Origin of the sequence: Amycolatopsis sp. NPDC089917 (assembly GCF_040684635.1) — a bacterium.
GTDB lineage: Bacteria > Actinomycetota > Actinomycetes > Mycobacteriales > Pseudonocardiaceae > Amycolatopsis.
The window spans coordinates 1-17703 of record NZ_JBFBGL010000106.1; the positions used below are offsets into that span (position 1 = coordinate 1).

General features: G+C 68.5%; 20 protein-coding genes. 5 read left to right on the plus strand and 15 right to left on the minus strand.

The annotated features are described in order from the left end of the window. Positions 1-189 precede the first annotated feature (189 nt). The 3 genes from AB0N89_RS39320 to AB0N89_RS39330 form a co-directional block, all read right to left on the minus strand. Positions 190-591: a hypothetical protein gene (locus AB0N89_RS39320; RefSeq protein WP_364216247.1), complete on the minus strand. Its 402-nt coding sequence runs from the start codon at positions 589-591 to the stop codon at positions 190-192. A gap of 75 nt (positions 592-666) precedes the next feature. Beyond that, positions 667-1875, minus strand: coding sequence for a peptidoglycan-binding protein (locus AB0N89_RS39325; RefSeq protein ID WP_364216250.1), 1209 nt, complete (start codon positions 1873-1875; stop codon positions 667-669). Between the two features lie 27 nt (positions 1876-1902). Continuing rightward, positions 1903-2217, minus strand: coding sequence for a hypothetical protein (locus tag AB0N89_RS39330; protein WP_364216253.1), 315 nt, complete (start codon positions 2215-2217; stop codon positions 1903-1905). A 535-nt stretch (positions 2218-2752) separates the two neighbouring features. On the opposite strand from AB0N89_RS39330, the gene AB0N89_RS39335 reads away from it, so the two are divergent. Next, the gene (locus tag AB0N89_RS39335; protein WP_364216256.1) at positions 2753-3493 is read left to right on the plus strand and encodes a trypsin-like serine protease; all 741 of its coding nucleotides are present in this window, start codon (positions 2753-2755) and stop codon (positions 3491-3493) included. Between the two features lie 49 nt (positions 3494-3542). Then, a complete protein-coding gene (locus AB0N89_RS39340) occupies positions 3543-4148 on the plus strand; it encodes a C39 family peptidase (protein WP_364216259.1) in 606 nt (201 codons plus the stop codon). A 31-nt stretch (positions 4149-4179) separates the two neighbouring features. Here the strand turns inward: AB0N89_RS39340 and AB0N89_RS39345 are convergent, their stop codons facing one another. Beyond that, positions 4180-4857, minus strand: coding sequence for a DNA-binding response regulator (locus AB0N89_RS39345; RefSeq protein WP_364216262.1), 678 nt, complete (start codon positions 4855-4857; stop codon positions 4180-4182). 95 nt (positions 4858-4952) lie between these two features. On the opposite strand from AB0N89_RS39345, the gene AB0N89_RS39350 reads away from it, so the two are divergent. Beyond that, positions 4953-5843: an oxidoreductase gene (locus AB0N89_RS39350; RefSeq protein ID WP_364216265.1), complete on the plus strand. Its 891-nt coding sequence runs from the start codon at positions 4953-4955 to the stop codon at positions 5841-5843. Between the two features lie 7 nt (positions 5844-5850). Here the strand turns inward: AB0N89_RS39350 and AB0N89_RS39355 are convergent, their stop codons facing one another. Continuing rightward, positions 5851-6402, minus strand: coding sequence for a PadR family transcriptional regulator (locus tag AB0N89_RS39355; RefSeq protein ID WP_364216268.1), 552 nt, complete (start codon positions 6400-6402; stop codon positions 5851-5853). Between the two features lie 46 nt (positions 6403-6448). Between AB0N89_RS39355 and AB0N89_RS39360 the strand changes: the two genes are divergently transcribed. Further along, the gene (locus tag AB0N89_RS39360; RefSeq protein ID WP_364216271.1) at positions 6449-7021 is read left to right on the plus strand and encodes a peptide deformylase; all 573 of its coding nucleotides are present in this window, start codon (positions 6449-6451) and stop codon (positions 7019-7021) included. Positions 7022-7053: 32 nt separating this feature from the next. On the opposite strand, the gene AB0N89_RS39365 is transcribed toward AB0N89_RS39360, so the two are convergent. Beyond that, positions 7054-7623 carry a hypothetical protein gene (locus AB0N89_RS39365; RefSeq protein ID WP_364216274.1) on the minus strand — a complete coding sequence of 190 codons (570 nt, stop codon included), beginning with the start codon at positions 7621-7623 and terminating at the stop codon, positions 7054-7056. Between the two features lie 28 nt (positions 7624-7651). Between AB0N89_RS39365 and AB0N89_RS39370 the strand changes: the two genes are divergently transcribed. After that, positions 7652-8068, plus strand: coding sequence for a helix-turn-helix domain-containing protein (locus tag AB0N89_RS39370; protein WP_364216277.1), 417 nt, complete (start codon positions 7652-7654; stop codon positions 8066-8068). A 130-nt stretch (positions 8069-8198) separates the two neighbouring features. Here the strand turns inward: AB0N89_RS39370 and AB0N89_RS39375 are convergent, their stop codons facing one another. The 9 genes from AB0N89_RS39375 to AB0N89_RS39415 all read right to left on the minus strand — a co-directional run bounded on the left by AB0N89_RS39375 (position 8199) and on the right by AB0N89_RS39415 (position 17478). Then, positions 8199-9275, minus strand: a complete 1077-nt coding sequence (locus AB0N89_RS39375) for a 3-deoxy-7-phosphoheptulonate synthase (protein WP_364216279.1) — start codon at positions 9273-9275, stop codon at positions 8199-8201. Between the two features lie 222 nt (positions 9276-9497). Next, positions 9498-10295, minus strand: a complete 798-nt coding sequence (dpgD, locus tag AB0N89_RS39380) for an enoyl-CoA-hydratase DpgD (RefSeq protein ID WP_364216282.1) — start codon at positions 10293-10295, stop codon at positions 9498-9500. Then, complete coding sequence (gene dpgC / locus AB0N89_RS39385; RefSeq protein WP_364216285.1) at positions 10292-11506, minus strand: (3,5-dihydroxyphenyl)acetyl-CoA 1,2-dioxygenase DpgC; 1215 nt, start codon at positions 11504-11506, stop codon at positions 10292-10294. The genes dpgD and dpgC overlap by 4 nt, the downstream gene beginning before the upstream one ends. Then, positions 11503-12165, minus strand: a complete 663-nt coding sequence (gene dpgB / locus AB0N89_RS39390) for an enoyl-CoA-hydratase DpgB (protein WP_364216288.1) — start codon at positions 12163-12165, stop codon at positions 11503-11505. The genes dpgC and dpgB overlap by 4 nt, the downstream gene beginning before the upstream one ends. After that, on the minus strand, positions 12159-13259 hold the full coding sequence (gene dpgA, locus AB0N89_RS39395) for a 3,5-dihydroxyphenylacetyl-CoA synthase DpgA (RefSeq protein WP_364216291.1): 1101 nt from the start codon (positions 13257-13259) through the stop codon (positions 12159-12161). Before dpgA ends, dpgB begins: the two co-directional genes overlap by 7 nt. Positions 13260-13478: 219 nt before the next feature. Beyond that, positions 13479-14273, minus strand: coding sequence for an SDR family oxidoreductase (locus AB0N89_RS39400; protein WP_364216294.1), 795 nt, complete (start codon positions 14271-14273; stop codon positions 13479-13481). A 1-nt stretch (position 14274) separates the two neighbouring features. Continuing rightward, a complete protein-coding gene (locus tag AB0N89_RS39405) occupies positions 14275-14892 on the minus strand; it encodes a dTDP-4-dehydrorhamnose 3,5-epimerase family protein (RefSeq protein WP_364216297.1) in 618 nt (205 codons plus the stop codon). 28 nt (positions 14893-14920) lie between these two features. Continuing rightward, the gene (locus AB0N89_RS39410; protein ID WP_364216300.1) at positions 14921-16030 is read right to left on the minus strand and encodes a DegT/DnrJ/EryC1/StrS family aminotransferase; all 1110 of its coding nucleotides are present in this window, start codon (positions 16028-16030) and stop codon (positions 14921-14923) included. Next, positions 16027-17478: an NDP-hexose 2,3-dehydratase family protein gene (locus AB0N89_RS39415; RefSeq protein ID WP_364216303.1), complete on the minus strand. Its 1452-nt coding sequence runs from the start codon at positions 17476-17478 to the stop codon at positions 16027-16029. Before AB0N89_RS39415 ends, AB0N89_RS39410 begins: the two co-directional genes overlap by 4 nt. Positions 17479-17703 lie beyond the last annotated feature (225 nt).

Sequence of the window (17703 nt, forward strand, 5' to 3'; positions counted from 1 at the left end):
AACCCGATCGGCTCGGCGAGGAAGATGCCGCCCGCCGCGTCCACCGGGTACCGCCCGAACTTCGACGCCAGGAAGTCGATGATCGCCACTCACGACCAACCCGGCCCACCACTCATCGCCACCCCTCCACCCCCGCACACGAAGAGAGCGGCGCCCGAAGGCGCCGCTCTCGACTCGCGAAGGACCGGATCAGAAGCCGAACAGCGCCTGCGGCACCTCGTGCTCGTCCGGCCAGGTCAGCCACGCGACGTCGGTCGGGCCGATGGCGTAGCGCGCCAAGCGCCACGACCGCGGATCGTCGTCGACGGTCGTCTCGCTGGTCTTCTTGAGCAGGGCGACGTAGACGTCGGACATGACGCCGTCGGCGCGCTTGTTCTCGTAGATGGTGCCGGCGTAGTACGGCCGCCCGGCCTGGGTGCCGCGCATCGTCCCCTGCAGGAACACCCAGGGCCCGAGCCGGTCGAACTGCTCCACGGCCACCTGGACCTGATCGCCGAACTCCTCGTCGAGCCGGGCGGTGGCGGCCCGGAATACCGCTTCCCGGACCGGGTCGCCGGGGTTCAGCGACACCGGGAACGATCGGGTGTACATCAAGCTACCTCCCACTGGCGGGGCAGCGACGACGCCGCGTCGGCTTGCCCGGTACTGCTACGGCGTGCTGTCGGATCAGGTCGGCGGGGTGAGGATCTTCACGAGGCCGCCACCGCCGCCCATGCTGATCTTCTGCGAACCGTCGGGGTTGATGTTGTTCGAGCCGATGAACTGGCCGTCGCCCGCGTACAGCACGACGTGCCCGCCGTTGTTCGAGATCACCACGTCGCCGGGCTTCGCCTGGGAAAGCGGTACCTCTTTCCAGCCGTCCGCCTGGAGGTTCGCCGTCAGGCCCGCGACCGAGGCGCTGGCCTGGCCCTTGTCGATCAGGCCGGACGCCTCCAGGCAGCCGGAGACGAAGTTCGCGCAGTTGACGTTGTTGGGCACCCACGACTGCATGGCGGGGAGTTCACCGCTGCCCTTGAGGTCGCCGGCGTTGCGGCCGAGGAACTTCTCGGCGATCTTGGCCGGGTTGTCGCCGCGCGCGTCGATCGGCTTGGCGGGCCGTCCGTCACCCTGGACCCCGGCGACGCCGCCGCCTCCACCACCGCCACCGTGGCCGCCGCCTCCACCACCGCCGTCCCCGCCGCCGTGGCTGGGCACGTGGTTGACCGGGGTGGCGTGGACGCTCGACGCGGTGGTCTGGCCGGTGTCGGCGGGCACCAGCTCCAGGAAACCGCCCTCGATCTCCAGGCCGAGCGGCTTGAGCAGGTCGTCGATCTGCTTCTCGGCGTCGTCCAGCGCCTTCTCGATCTCGTCCTTCTTGCCGTTCGAGTCCTTCTCGTTGAGCTGCCGGAGCCGCTCGATGTCGGACGCGGCGATGGCGATCTCGTTGTCGTCTTTGGAGCTGTTCTTGCGGCGGCGGGCCGAGTCGATCAGCGCGCGGTTGTCCGCGTCCTTGTCGTTGGCCTCCTGGGCGAGCTGCGCGACCTTCTTCTTGACGTCGTCCAGGATCTCGGACACGCGCTGGAGGATGTTCTTGGCCGCCTCGGCCTTGTCGCTGACCTTGTAGCTGGCCTTGCCGAGCTTCTCGAGATGGTCGGCGACGGCGTCGGCGTCCTTGCCCTCCCAGTGGCGCAGGACGTCGTCGCGGAAGACCTTGAGGTCGTCTCCGAGGTCGTTGGCCCTGGTCGCGGCTCCGCCGACCTTCCGAGCCTGGTCGTTGACCGCGCCCGAGTCGAGCTTCTGCGTCTGCTGGGCGTGCTTGTCGATGGCGTCCAGAGACTTCGGACGGTCGTGCGACGGGTCGTCGAGCGTGCCCGGATTCCGCTCCGCGGTGGTCATCGGTTAATCCCCCTGGTTCCCGTCTTCTCAGTCCCGCTCGCGGTCGCCGCCACGGAGGGTGTGCACACCCGCGGCCTCGTCGTTCCGCATGCGCTGGGCGGCGTTGGACAGCGCGATGGACGCGGCGTCGACGAGCTTCGAGGCGGCGTCCAGGTGCGCGTTCACGCCCTGGTGGAACCCCTTCATCGTCTTGCCCGTGCCGGCGGCGTTCTTCAGGTCGCCGAACGCGGCGCCGGGGTCGCCGTCACCCAGGTCCTTGCTCGTCCCGCTGAAGCCCTCCTTGAGCCCGCCGACCTTCTTGGCCAACGACGCGATCTGCTCCGGATCGAATCGGCGAGTCATGGATGATCCCTCCCAGTCCCGGCACCTGCGCCCGCACTTTGCCTGCCCACACCGCTGTACCGCGCACCCTATGAGCTCACGCCCACCCGTGCGCGCCGTTTCCCGAAACGGCGATGCCGCCGTTCGTGTACATCGACGCACCCGGTGGCGATCAGGTTCCCCGACGTCGACCGGAAGATCTTACCTCCTCGGCACCCTCGGACCGGCGGATGCCGACGGCACCCGGCGGCGCGGCCAGGTCACGGCGGACCGGCGACCGATTCCTCCCTTGTCGCAGGTCAAGGCCGCGAACATCGACTACTTTCAGTAACCAAGGTCCACTCGACCGGGTTACCCCACCGACTGCGCGCCCCCGGCCTTCGTTTCGCGGCGTCGAACCGAATTGGACGGGCTTGCGTTTTTCGGCGCCTTCCCTTAACCGCGAAGAGAACCCCGAAACAATTCGGCCGAATGCCTCAATTCACGGGCCGATTCCGCCCATACGCTTTCCCTTGTCCTTATTCGCACATCTCCTGCACCCCTGAACGGAGTCACCTTGAAGGTCAGATCCTTGCTGGCGATTTTCTTTGTCACGGCGGCGACAGCGGTTTCCGGTTTCGCCCCGACGGCGGCCATCGCGTCGACCGGCGACGAAGGTCCGATCACTTCGATCGTCGGCGGCCGCAAAGCCACCGAGGCCTATCCTTTCGCGGTCTACATCGTCGACGGCTGCACCGGCTCGCTGATCAAACCCAACTGGGTCATCACGGCCAAGCACTGCAACCCGGCGGTGAAATCGGTGCGGATAGGGAACAACGACCGGACCAAGGCCAAGAGCGTGAGCGTCGTCGAGGACGTTCCCCACCGCTTCGTCGACGTGAAGCTGCTGCGACTGGCCGAATCCGTGCCCTACGCCCCGATCAAGATCCCCGGCCCGGAGGCCGCCACCGTGGGCACCGCCACCCGGTTGCTCGGCTGGGGACAGACCTGCGACCTTCCCGGCTGTGGCCCGATGTCCGTCCACAACAACGAGTTCGACACCTCGATCCTCCCGGACGGCAGTTGCTACAAGATCAACGCGGATCACGAGATCTGCACCGACAACCCGAACGACGGCGGCGACTGCTACGGCGACTCCGGTGGCCCGCAGATCACGAAGGTCGACGGCGTCTGGAACCTGATCGGCAGCGACAGCCGGGGCACGGGGATCCACTGTGGCGCGAGTCCGTCGATCTATGTGGACCTGACGTCGCCGGAGGTCCGCCCGTGGATCGAAACGACGGTCGGCGGCCTGTAGGCGCGGGCCTCGGGGCAGGTCGCCGGTTCCCGTGTGGAAGACTGCGCGCATGCCCATTCCGTATTTCTCGCAATGGGAATCCCCCGAACTCGTCGCGGCGATCGTCACCGGCGCGATGTCCGCCGCCGACGATCCGCGCTGGGCGGATTCCGGCGCGGTTTCCGCACAGGAGTACGAATTCTGGTCGTGGCGCGCCTGCGGGATGGCATGCCTGCGGATGATGCTGGCCCATCGGGGACAAGAGGTTCCGCGGAGCGTCGATCTGGCCAAGGAATGCGAGCGGTTCGGCGGGTACGTGCGGCACGAGAACGGCGTGCACGGCCTGATCTACGCGCCTTTCCTCGGCTGGGTCGCGGACCGGTTCGGCCTCCACGGCGAGGTGCGGGTCGATCTCGGCCTGTCCGAGCTGCGGAGCCTTGTCGCGCAAGGGCAGGTGGTGATGGCGTCGGTGCACAAGTCGATCAGGGAGCCGAAGTGCGACCCGCCCAGGCGGGGCGGGCATCTGGTGCTGGTCACCGCCGTGACCGAGTCGGGGCTGGTGATGCACAACCCGTCGGGGACCGGCCCGCACGGCCAGCAGGACGCGTATGTCGACGACGAGGACTTCGAGCGGTTCTACGCCCTGCGCGGCATGGTCTTCGACCGCGCCCGCTGAATTCGCTTTCCCGGCACCCGGGCGCGGGTTCCTAGACCAGACCGAGTTCGCGCGCCCGGACGCCCGCCTGGAAACGGGACTCGGCGCCGAGCGCGGCCATCAGCTCGGCCACCCGGCGCCGGTAGGTCCGCACGCCGAGGCCGAGGGTCCGGGCGGCGGCTTCGTCCTTGACGCCGCTGCCGAGCAGGTCCAGCACCGCGGGCGCGAGCCGGCGGATCTCGGTGACCTGCGCGTCGAAGACGGCGAGGTCGGTCGCGGACCGCCAGGCCGATTCGAACAGCGAAATCACGCCTTGCACGGTTTCGGGCTGGGTGATGACGCTGTAGCCGCGCTGACCGGCGGTGAGGTCACCGGCCAGGATCACGAGCCTGCCGTCCATGATGATCGTTTCGTTGAGGTCTTCGGTGGAGATGCGGATCTGCGCGCCGAACCGGTCTCGGGTCTTCGCCAGCTCCTGCGCGGACATCGAGTCGAGCAGCAGCCCGGCCCGGTAGATCTTGCGGATCCGCACGTCGCCCGCGCGGCGTTCGGCGGCCGCGGCGAGTTCGTCCGACCGGCGATCGGCCACCCAGGTCGCGAGGTCGTTGGCGGCGCAGGCCAGGTCGGTCACGGTCGAGAACAGGTGCCCGACCCGGTGGAACAGCTCCTCTTCGCCGCGCACGACCGTGACCGCGTCGCCCGCCCTGGTGAGACCGTCGCTCGTCCGCATGCCATCGATACTGCCCCACCCTCGCGGTTCGCGACCACGTGGCAGCTTATTGCCATTTCCTGACTTCGGGCGGGCCCGTGGCGACGCTGGTGTCCATGACGAACACTCACGACAGCACCTGGCGGCTCGGTGACCTCACGGTCAACCGCCTCGGCCTCGGCGCGATGCGGTTGACCGGGATGCCCTGGGACGAGAAGCCCAAGAGCCGCGAGGACGCGATCGCCGTCCTGCGCCGCGCGATCGAGCTCGGCGTCGACCACCTCGACACCGCTTCGTTCTATTTCACGCCCACGCGCTCGGCGAACGAGCTGATCAGCACCGCTCTCCAGCCGTACCCCGATGACCTGGTGATCACCACGAAGGTCGGCGCGGGCCGAAACCGCGACGGCGAGTTCTTCCACGCGCGCCCTGACCAGCTACGCGGCCAGGTCGAGGAGAACATCCGGCAGCTCGGGCTCGACCACCTCGACGTCGTCAACCTGCGCTGGGGCGCCGGGATGGGCAAGGAACCCGGTTCGGTGGCCGAACACTTCGGCGCGCTCGCGGACCTGCGCGAAGCGGGCTTGATCCGTCACCTCGGCATCTCCAACATCGTGCCGGAGCAGCTGCTCGAAGCGAGGACGATCGCCCCGGTGGTTTGCGTGCAGAACCGCTACGGTCTGGCCGACCGGGAGGACGACGCCCTGGTCGACCTGTGCGCCGAACACGGCATCGCGTTCGTGCCCTTCTTCGCCGTGACGACCTCGCTTCCCGGCGCCGCCGCACCCGACAGCGTTCCGGGCGAGGCCGAGATCGCGAAGGTCGCCGCGGCGCACGACGCGACCCCCGCCCAGATCCGGCTCGCCTGGACGCTGCACCGGGGCGCGCACGTTCTCGCCATTCCCGGGACCGGCGACCCCAAGCACCTGGAGGAGAACGTCGCGGCGGGCGGCATCCGGCTCGGCGACGACGAACTGGCCCTGCTCGACACCATCGCGCACGCCTAACGGGCAGTCAGGCCTCGTCCACCTCGGACAGCTTGTCCAACCGGGCGAGCACCAGCTCGTGCCAGTTCAGCTCGGCTTCGATCCGGAGGCGGGCGTGTTCCAGGACGAGGTCGTCGGCGACGGACTGATCGGGCCACCGCCGTTCGCCCAGGTGACCGAATTGGGTCGCCTGGGCCGTCAGCGCCGCGAGGCGGTCTTCGAGATAGCCGCGCAGCATCTCGCGATCGAGATCTCCGCTGACGACCAGCGCGAGGTCCACCGGATCGGGTTTGAGGACCACTTCGGCGAAGGCCTCGTCCCGCAAGGCGCGCAGCTCACGGTGCCCTTCGGCGGTGATCGAGTACACCGTTCGCGCGGGCAGCGCGCCGAGTTGCTCGGTCCGGACGGGCTCGATCAGCTTTTCGCCTTCGAGCCGGTGCAACGCCCCGTAGAGCGAACCCGGTTTGACCTGCGACCACAGATCGGTGCGATCCATCCGCGCCTCGCGACGGAGTTGATGGCCGTGCATGGGCCCGCGTTTGGCCAGGGCGCCGAGGATGAACAGTCTGGTCGGGTTCACCGCACTAGTACAACACGAGTACTCGCTTTTGAGTACTCTCGTGCGCATGACCATCCGCCCCATCCTCATCCGCGGTGAGCAGCCACTGGCCACGGCGGCGGTCCCTGTCACCGAATTCGACGACGACCTCGTCCGCCTCATCGAGGACCTGTACGAGACCAACGCCGCCGCCAACGGAGCCGGACTGGCGGCCAATCAGATCGGGGATCCCCGGAGCGTCTTCATCTACGACTGCCCGGACAGCACCGGAACGCGCCACCGGGGGCACGTCGTCAACCCGGTCCTGCGGACGTCCGAAATCCCCGGGACCATGCCCCATCCTGACGACGACCTCGAAGGCTGCCTCTCCGTTCCCGGCGAGGTCTTCCCCACCGGCCGCGCGCGCTGGGCCGCCGTGGACGGCCTCGACGAGCACGGTGCGCCGATCACCGTCGAGGGCACCGGATACTTCGCGCGCTGCCTGCAGCACGAGACCGATCACCTGGCGGGCGTGCTCTACCTGGAACGCCTCGTCGGCAGGCACACGCGAGGCGCGAAGCGGATGCTCAAGCGGAACGGCTGGACCGGGCCGGGACACACCTGGCTGCCCGGCACCGTCCCGGACCCGTTCGGCCACTGACTCAGGCCGCTGACTCAGGCCACCGGTTCAGGTCACCTCCGGATCCGGTGGTCCACGGCGACCCAGTTCGTCTCCCACGTCGTTCCGCCGTCGGCCGAGAACGCCTGCTCGAACCGCGCCTCGTCCGGACCGGGCCGGAAGATCAGGAACCGCACCTTGATCGGACGGTCACCCAGCCGGTCGTCGCCTCGGAACTCGCCGACGCCGTCCCGGAAGCCGCCGTACACCGCCGGGGTGAGCAGCCCGTCGCGCATGTTGACGAAGGTCAGGCTCCACCGCCGCGCCTGCGGTTCGTACAACCGCAGGTTGAGTGCGTCGATGCGGCCGTCCGGCCCGGAGACCTGGAATTCGAGGGCGTTCGCGCGGCGGTCCACGAGCGGGCGCACGGTGCTGGTCCCCGCGAACCGGAGCCACTGGTCAGCGGACTCCGAAAGCGGCTCGGCGAGGACCCGCACGGTCGAGCGCCAGGAGCCGATCTCCCAATCGAAGTCTCGCTGGCCGTCGGCGGCGGGAGGCGTCGACGCGTCGCCCGACGCCGCCGTCGCGATCAGCAGGAGGGCCGAAAGGCCCGCTGTCAGGATTCGTCTGTATGGCACGGTCATGGTTCGACTATCGGAGCGGAGAACGGCCATGGACAAGAAGGCACCTGCAGGTAACCTCCCGCGCCCCAACCCGTTGCCCGGCTGTCCGATGGCCGCGGCGTTCGCCGCGATCGGCGGGAAATGGAAACTGACGCTGCTGTACTGGCTCGCCCACGGCGAATCCCATTTCGCCGGCCTTCGCCGCCGTGGCGCGCCGATCACGCCCAAGGTGCTGGCCGAGCAACTGCGGGAGCTCGAAGCCGACGGACTCGTCGAACGCGTGGTGACCGGGCCGGTCCCGGCGCGTGTGATCTATCGGCTCACTCCGTACGGGACCACGGTCCTGCCCGTGGTCGAGGAAGTCAGGGTCTGGGGCGAGGCGCATCTCCGGCGCGCCCACGGCGAAACCGCGCCGAACGCGGCGATGGGCTGCGCCGACGCGATCCGATCGGCGCGACTCGCGTGATCAGGAACGGGACTCGCGTGATCAGAAGGCGAACACGGTGAACGTCGCCTGATCACGCGAGTCCCGTCTCTGATCACGCGAGTTCGCCGTCTGATCACGCGTGATCGCTCATCTCACCCGAACGCGACGCTCACTTCGCGGCGGTCCGGCGGGCGGCGGTCGCCTTGGCGAGGTTCTCGAGAACCTCCTGCGTGGCGGCGATGTCGATGCAGGCGTCCGTGATCGACTGCCCGTAGGTGAGCGGCCGGTCGGGGTGGAGGTCCTGACGGCCCGCCTGGAGGTTGGATTCGAGCATGACGCCGACGATGCCGCGCTGACCGTTCCGGACCTGCTCGGCGATCTGTTCGGCGACGACGGCCTGCCGCGTGTGGTCCTTGCGGCTGTTGTCGTGGCTGGCGTCGATCACGACGCGACGGGGCAGACCGGCGTTCTGCAGGGCGGTGAGCGTCGCGCGGACGGACGCCGGGTTGTGGTTGGGCGCGCTGTTCCCCCCGCGCAGCACCACGTGACAGTCGGGATTGCCGGCGGTGTGCAGGATCGCGGGCATGCCGCTGGGGTCGACGCCCGGGACGACGTGGCGTGCCTCGGCCGCGCGGATCGCGTCGACCGCGACGGCGACATCGCCGTCGCGCCGGTTCTTGAAGCCGACGGGCATCGACAGGCCGCTGGCCAGCATGCGGTGGTTCTGGCTTTCGACGGTCCTGGCGCCGATCGCGCCCCAGGAGACGGTGTCGGCGAGGTACGCCGGGATGGTGGTGTCCAGCCATTCGCACGCGGCGGGCAGGCCGCCTTCGGCGAGTTCGAGGAGCAGGTCCCTGGCGATCCGCAGCCCGCGGTTGACGTCGCCGGTGCCGTCGAGGTGCGGATCGTTGATGAGCCCTTTCCAGCCGCCGACCGTCCGCGGCTTTTCGAAATAGACCCGCATGACGATCAGCAGGTCGTTGGCGAACCGGCCGGCGAGGGCGGCGAGCCGGTCGGCGTATTCGAGTGCCGCGGCGGGATCGTGGATGGAGCACGGGCCCGCGATCACGAGCAGCCGGTCGTCCGTGCCGTCGAGGACACGGACGACGGTTTCCCGCCCCTGTCGGACCGTGTCGGCGGCGGTGGCGCTGAGCGGGAGTTCGTGGTGCAGCAGGGCGGGGGTGACCAACGGGACCAGGCGGTCGATGCGCTGGTTGTCGAGATCGACGGCGGCGATGGTTGTCATCACGGATATCCAGGATTTCTGCCGGCACCGGGCACTGGGAAAGCCGGGATTTCCCCGGCCCGGCCGGCGGTCTCGGGTGGACGATGATGCAAGCTCGGAAAAGCCCGGCATCGCGAGAAGATTTTTCGGTGATTTCTCCCACCTCGAAATCTCCCACCATCCGGCACGCAAAACAACGGAAAAAGCGCCGTCCAACCCGGTTTCCGCAGCCGATCGGAGATTCTATCGGCCGGTCCAAATCGGATCGCGTTTCTCGGCGAAAGCCCGGGCGCCTTCGGCCGCGTCCGCGCTCCGCCGGCGGCGTTCTTCCCACGGATACGAGGTGGTGAAAGCCTGTTCCAGCGGGAGATCCAGCGACCGCAGCGCGGCCTCCTTGATCGCGCGGACCGAAAGCGGGGCGGCCCGCACGAGGCTGTCCGTCCATTCCGCGACACACCGATCCAAATCGGCCACCGGCACGACTTCGTTCACCAGCCCGTAGCGGAGCGCGGTCGCCGCGTCCATTCTGCGCCCGGTCAGCAGATGGCCCATCGCCACTTTGTGCGGAAGCTGCCTCGGCAGCCGGAACACTCCCCCGGCACCGGCGATCAGTCCGAGCCGGACTTCCGGCAGCGCGAAAACCGCGTCCTCGGAAGCGATCGCGATGTCGCACGCCAGCATCAGCTCGAAACCGCCGCCCAGCGCGTAGCCGTGGACGCGGGCGACCACCGGCTTCGACAGCGTGAACCGGTCGGTCAGCCGAGGATGCCCCGGCTGACCGGCGCTGCCGAACGTCGAGGCTTCCACCCCGTCCTCGGTCAGCCGCGCGCGTTCCTTGAGATCCTGTCCGACGGAGAAGGCGCGATCCCCGGCCCCGGTCAGGACCACCACCCGGATGTCGTCGTCGGCCTCGACGTCGTCCCAGATCCCGGCGAGCTCCGTGTGCATCCGCCGGTCCATCGCGTTCAGCACGTCGGGCCGGTCCATCGTCACGTGGGCGACGTGGTCCTTCTTTTCGTATCGCACCCCGGTTTCGCTCATCGGGCACCCACCGCGAAACCGTCCACCTTGCCGATGACGTCCGCGCCGTAGATGCGCAATGCCTGCTGCAGCGCGAATTCGGCGATGTACCGGCGGAACTCCTCTGGCGGTTCCTCGGCCATGTTCAGCATCCGCCGGTTGGCGACCACGGCTTCCCCGTCGAGGCGGGCCAGCGCGCTGTCGATCGCCGCGTCCATCTCCTCCGGCGGGACGACCTCGTCGACGATGGACCGGGCGTCCGGCTCCCCGGCCTTGAGGCGGCGGCCGCCGAGAATCACCTGACGCGCCACCCGTGGCCCGGCGATCCGGGACAACCGGAAGTTCGACGCGCCGGGGATGATCCCCTCCTTGGCCGCGGGCAGGCTGAGGTACGCGTCCGAGGCCGCCAGCACGTGGTCGAAGACCAGGAGGAGCTGGGTCCCGCCGCCGATCGCGAAGGAGTCGACAGCCGCCATCCACGGCTTGTCCGTCAGCCGCGAATGCCACGAACCCTCCGTGAGCAGACCGCGGAAGATCTTCTGGATGTAGCCGATCTCCCGTCGCAGCAGGAAATCGACGAGCGGGATGTCCCCGGAGCTGAGTTTCTTCAGGTTGATCCCGGCGCAGAAAACCCGGCGTCCCAGATACCGGGGATGGCTCATCACCCCGCCCCGTAGCAGTCCACTTCGGACGGACGGGTCCAGCAACGTGAGATCGACGGCGGTCTCCATGTCGTCGACCTGCCGGCTGTCCTCGGCGTTCAGGCAGTCGTCCCGGCACAGGGTCAGGTGCGCGACGCCGTCACGGCGTTCCAGCCGGACGGCCTCCATCTCCACGACGCCGGTCTCGACGAACCCGGGCAGCAGCTTCAGCGCCCTGTCGGTGGGCCGGAGCATGGCGTCGAGCAGATGCGGACCGGCTTTCGGCGCGCGCAGGATCCCGCGCAGGAAGATCCCCTGGTCGATCTCGCGCCCCTCCTTTTCCGCTTGGGGCAGGGAGCGCTCGGCCGCCATCTGCTCTTCCGAAGGCACCAGGCCGGGATACGCGCGAGCCGCGGCGCAGACGAGCTCGTCGATCCGCAGGTACCGCGTGCGGCCGTCGGTGAGCTCGTCGTAGATCTCCTCGGCGTGCGCCTCGACGAAGGCCGTGCGCAGCGCGCGGATCTCGTCGTCGACCCGGTGCGCCTCCTCCGCCAGGGCCCGGAAGCCGAGCCCTGGCGAAAGAGCGGTCATGGCTTGGCTTCCCGCCGCAAGGCCCGGTCGGCCGCCGCCAGGTGGGAACCGAGCGCCTCCTCGAAGGTGGTCGACCCCGCTTCGAAGATCAGCTGACGGCGGATGGCCGTCTCGGCGCCGTCCGCGACAACGGCGAGCTCCGCCACCGTCTTCGCCGGATCTTCGGACACTTCGTCGATCAGGTCGAGGGCGAGCGCGCGCTCGGTCTCGATCGGGGTCCCCAGCAGCACGGCCCGCCGGATGCCCGCCGCGCCCGCCTGTTTGGTGAGGCGGTACACGGTCATACCCGGCCAGGTGCCGCCGCCCGCGCTGGAAAGGCGCAGCCGGGTGCCGGGTTCGGCGATCCGGACGTCGGCGGCAAGCAGGAGGTCCAGCGCCATTCCGGCGCATTCGCCCGCCGCCACCGCGACGGTGAGCCTGCCGAGCCGTTCGAACCGGCGGACGACCCGCTCCCATTTGGACACCAGGCCGACGGTCAGCCCCTTCGCCCAGCCGTCGGGCGGAGCGCCCGTGACGTGGACGGTGACCGGTCCCGGTTCACGCCGGTCCTCGGCACGATCGCAGAGGGCGTCGATCTCCTCGACCGCCGCGATCGTCAGCGGCCGGGAACCGTCGAAACGCAGTACCAGGTCGCCCTTGATTTCGTCACGCGTCACCATTGAATCAGCGCCATTTCGATAGTGGAGCCGGGCCCCATGGTCATGAGCACGCCGTAATCCCCGGGGCCGGCGACGTTCTCGTCGGCGAGCCGCTCGTAGGAGAAGAGGAAGGAGCCGCTGGACAGGTTTCCGTAGTCGCGCAGCACACCGGTGGTGTGGCGGACGTCGTACCGGCTCAGGCCGAGGTTGACGACGACGGCGTCGATCACCTTCTTCCCGCCGGAGTGCACCAGCCAGTGGCCGATGTCGCTGCGGCGCAGGCCGGTCCCGGACAGCAGCCGGTCGATGACGATCTCGGCGTGCGCGCCGACGACGTAGGGAATCTGCGGGTCGAGGAAGAAACTGAACCGGTCCTGGTCACGGTCCCAGTCGTACCGCATGGCCTCGACCGCGTCGGTGATGATGTAGCTGGCGAACTTCAGCACTCGCGGGCCCGGCACGCGCCCGTCGCCGGAGATGACGGCCAGTGCCGCGGATCCGTCGCCGAACAGGCTGTTGACCACCGCGGTCCGCATGGTGCCGTCGAGGGCGTAGGCGGCGGAGCACGCCTCGCTGCACAGGACGACGCCGAGTTCGCCCGGATGCGCCGCGGACCAGCCCGCGACGACGTTGAGCGCGTTGAGACCGGCGTTGCAGCCCATGCCCACGATGTCGGAGCGGCTGCAGTGCGGGTCGATGCCCATCTCGCGGATGACCAGCGCGCTGAGACCGGGGGTCAGGAACCCGGTCGACGTGACACAGCACAGGTGACGCAGGTCCGAAAGCGTCGCGCCCGCCGACTTCAGGCAGGCCTCCAGCGCCCGGCATCCCATGTCGACGGCGATCTTCTTGTGCTTGTCGAGGAGGTCACCCTGCGGTTCGGACACGCGGCCGCCGCCCGGGCTCTCCGGCGGAAGGGTGAGGAAGCGCCGGTCGATGGCGCTGTTGAGGAAGACCGACCGGATCTTCGGATCCTCGACGTCGAGGATTTCGAGGAGTTCGGACTGCGAATAGGACGACGCGGAAACCGCGGTGCCCACTCCGGCGAACCTGGTGATCTCGGTCAGACCGGTGAAAACGGAGAGTTCTTCGGCGGGTTCGACGATGGCAGTCATCGGTACATCCACCCCCAAGTTCTGAGCTTGCTTCGAAGCAGCTGCTTGAACGGCGCGGCGCGCATGGATCTCACCTTTCGCGAAACTGGTGCGAACATTTCGAAATTAGGCTTCGCCGATCACGGCGGTCAACGCGTCCAAGGCCGGAAACCTTTATCGCGCAAGAAAAATCGCCATCACGGACGGCGAAGCCGGTTCTGGTCCCGTGATGGCGATCCGTCAGCGCGAGGTGCTGGTCTGCATCCGGTTGATGTCACTGAGCCAGCGTTCGCGGTCGGTGACGCGCTGGGCCGCGTGGTCGGCGACCTCGGGATGCGGGAGGACCAGGAACCGGTCCGCCGCGATGCTCTCGAACAAGGCGTCCGCCACCTTCTCGGGACCGATGGCGGTCGAAAGCAGCTGGAGTTCGGCGGATTCGAGCTCCGCTTCGTACGCTTCGGTGCGCACGGCGCGGGGGCAGATCGCGTGCACGTGGACGCCGAGGTGCCGGTACGTCACCGACAGCCATTCGGCGAACGCGAGCGACGCGTGTTTGGAGACCGCGTACGGCGCGGATCCGATCAGGGTGAGCAGAGCCGCCGACGAGGCCACCGAAACGAACCGGCCCCGGCCGCGTTCCAGCCATTCGGACAGCAGGTCACGGGCGGCGTGCACATGCGCCATGACGTTGACGTCCCACGACGCCGCCCAGTCGTCGTCGGGGGCTTCGGGGCCTCCGGTCCGGAGGACGCCGGCGTTGGCGCAGTAGACGTCGACCGCTCCGCCCAGCAGCTCGCGGGCGGCGGGCACCAGCCGGTCCGAAGCGTTTCCGGGCAGCGAAAACCCGCCGATCTCGGCGGCGACGGCGTCGGCTCGTTCGGGGTGCCTGTCGTTGACCACGACCCGCGCGCCCGCTTCGGCGAATCTCCGCGCCAGCGCGGCCCCGATGCCCCGGCCGGCGCCGGTGACGACGACCCCGGCACCACGCAGGGCGGCGACGGGATCTTCGTTGTCTCCGTTCCTCTCTTCGAGCATGTCAGGCCGTGACCGGGGCTTCGGTCAGCCGTCGTTCGAGTTCCCGGCTGGTGGCGTAATCCGGCAGAAGACCCCGTTCCTTCGCCTCGGCGAGGGTGATCGCCACCCGGTCCCGTTCGGACAGGATCGGTTCGACCCCGATGTCCAAGGACAGTTCCAGCGCCGGATCCAGCACCGAAAGCGCGAGCTCGTTCTGCGGCACGTAGGTTCCGGAGATCATGTACGACATGACGGTGTCGTCTTCGAGCGCCACGAACGCGTGCCCGAGCCCGACCGGGAAGTACATCGTCCGGTGCGTCTCCTGGTCCATCAGGACGACGTCGGTCTTGCCGAACGTGGGCGAGCCGACGCGGATGTCGACCACGATGTCCAAGGCCTTGCCGCGCGCGCAGTAGACGTACTTCGCGACGCCCGGCGGCGTCACGGTGTAGTGGACGCCCCGCATGACACCGCGCTTGGACACGCTGTGGTTCGTCTGCGCCACCCGGAACAGCGGGGCGCCGTGAGCCTCGACGAAGGCCTCTTCCTGGTACGGCGAGAGGAACATGCCCCGGTCGTCGGGGAAGACGCGAGGAGTGAACTCGATCGCGCCTTCGACGGCGAGTTTGCGTGCTTGCACAGCTTGCTCCTGTGATCGGCGTGGTCGGTCAGAGAGTGGACAGCACTTCGCGGACCGCGTGGACGACCTTGTCCTGCAGGTCGGGAGAAAGCGCGGGGTACATCGGCAGCGAGAAGATCTCGCCCGCCAGCTTTTCGGTGACCGGCAGCGAACCCGTCCCGTAGCCGAGGTGGGCGAACCCGGTCATGGTGTGCACCGGCCACGGGTAGCTGATGTTCAGGTGGATGTCGTAGGCCTTGAGGCGTTCGAGGATTTCGTCGCGACGCGGGTGGCGCACCACGTACACGTAGTACACGTGCTCGTTGCCCTCGACGGTTTGCGGCAGCTTCAGTCCGGTGTCGCCGAGGCCCTCGACGTAGCGCTGGGCGACGGCCCGGCGCGCTTCGGTGTAGGCGTCGAGCCGCTTGAGCTTGCGGCGCAGGATCTCGGCCTGGACCTCGTCCAACCTGCTGTTGTGGGCAGGCGTCTCGACGGTGTAGTAACGCTCTTCCATGCCGTAGTAGCGCAGACGGCGCAGCTTCGCCGCTACGGACTCTTCCGACGTGATGGCCGCGCCGCCGTCGCCGTACGCGCCGAGCACCTTGGTGGGGTAGAACGAGAACGCGGCCACGTCACCGGTCGCGCCCGCGACGACGCCGTTCTGCCTCGCCCCGTGCGCCTGCGCGCAGTCCTCCAAAAGGGACAGTCCGTACTTGGCCGCGAGCGCCTTCAGCGGGGCCAGGTTCACGCACTGCCCGTACAGGTGAACGGGCAGCAGGCATTTGGTGCGCTCGGTGATCGCGGCTTCGACCTGGTCGGTGTCCATCAGGAAGTCGTCCTCGCGGACGTCGACGAACACCGGGGTGGCGCCCGTGCCGTCGATGGCGACCACGGTCGGGGCGGCGGTGTTCGACACCGTGATGACCTCGTCACCCGGCCCGACCCCCAGCGCCTGCAGGCCGAGCTTGATCGCGTTCGTCCCGTTGTCGAGACCGACGCAATCCCCCACCCCATGGTACGCGGCGAACTCCGCCTCGAATCCGCGCAGGCTCGCGCCGAGCACGAGCTGCCCTGACTCGAAGACGGTCTCGACCGCGTTCAGCAGGTCGTCCCGCTCGGCCTTGTACTCGGCCAGATAGTCCCAAACACGCGTGGTCATGCGCGAACCTTTCCGTGAGCTGTGGAGGAATCGAGGACGGCCTCCGCGCGCGGCCGGGCCGCCGCGGCGTTGAGGCAGGCGAGCAGCGTGCGGGCCTCGACACTGACGTAATGCCCGTGCCGGGTGAGCGTGGTGAGCTGCGCCGGGGTGACCCAGGCGAAACCGGGCGGCGGGTCGACCGTGTCGTCGGCGTCGACCACGAGATAGCGCGCCCTGGCGTTGAGGAACCGGCCACCCTCTTCGGAATGGACCGCCTCGTACCGGATCCGCGACCGGGGAGCGTCCTGGACGAAGTCGAGGAACGGCGGGCGGTTCTCCGCCGGCAGATGCGCGTAGTTGAGCGGCGTGCGCTGGACCGTCGGCGCCAGCTCGACCGTGTCCAGGAACCCGGCGTCGGCGCGGGCGTGCACCAGGACATGCGGCACCCCGCCGATCTCACGCCGCAGGAACGCCACGATCCCTTCACCGACGGATTCGAGCAACGGCTGGGTCCAGCTGATCTTCTCGCGGTTGCTGCCCTTCACCGCCACCGCGCGGACGTTGAAGAACCGGCCGTCCTCGTGCTCGATCGCTTCGACGCCCTGCTTCCAGCCGCCCACGTCCTTGAGCGGGATGCGGTGTGCCCGCACGTCGTGCCGTGAACGTTCGTTCGTGAACCACGACAGGAGCTGGACGTCGGAGAACGACGCGCCGGGAGCCGTGTCACGGTAGGGCAGGCACGACAGCACGCTCCGGGCGTTCATGTTGATCATCTCGGATTCGTGCATCAGCTCGGCGATCTGGCCGAGGGTGAGCCAGCAGAAGTCGCCCAGCGCGGGCACGTCGTCGACGGTCTCGACGATCATGTTGCGATTGGACTTGCGGAAGAACCAGGAACCCTGCTCCGCCTGGAGAACGTCGACGAGGACGTGTTCGGGGTCGGGCGGGGCGAAGTACTCGATCATCTTGACGTTCGTGCCGCCGTGCGCCTTGGTGTAGTTGCTGCGGGTGGCCTGCACGGTCGGCGAAAGCTGGATCAGATTGGGATTCCCCGGCTCCATTTTGGCCTGCATCAGGAAATGCAGGACGCCGTCGAACTCCTTCGCCAGGATGCCGAGGATGCCCACTTCGGGCTGTTTGATGACCGGCTGCTGCCATTCGCGATAAGGGCCGTCACCGTGCGGGCCGTCGTGCTCGACCACGTGCAGGCCTTCGATGGCGAAGAACCGGCCGCTGCGGTGCACGAGATTTCCCGTGGCCGCCTCGAACCACCATTGGTCCATGTCCGCGAACGGGATGCGTTCGACGTGGAAGGCGTTGGCCTCACGGCGTTCAGCGATCCAGGAACGGACGTCCTCGGTACGCATGTGCGCCCCGGCGGTGGTCGCCGCCGACACCGCGATCCGGTCCGTGTGGTCACGGTCGTCGCGGCGGCGCACCGCGTTCCGCGGGACGAGACCGGGCAGCATCAACGGACTCCTTGTCATCGCACCGCTCCATGTCGGTTGAAGGTAGCTTCGGGTGATCTCGACGGTCCAGGTCGTCCAAGCCGGGAAGGGAACGGTGGGTCCGGGTGGTCGTGAGTGGCGATTCGGGTTACCCTTGCCGGGGCCGCCGTCGAACACACCGTCGGCCCACATCTGGAACAGCAGACCGGCGTTTCCGCAGGTGATCGGGGTCGCGCCGCTCGTGCC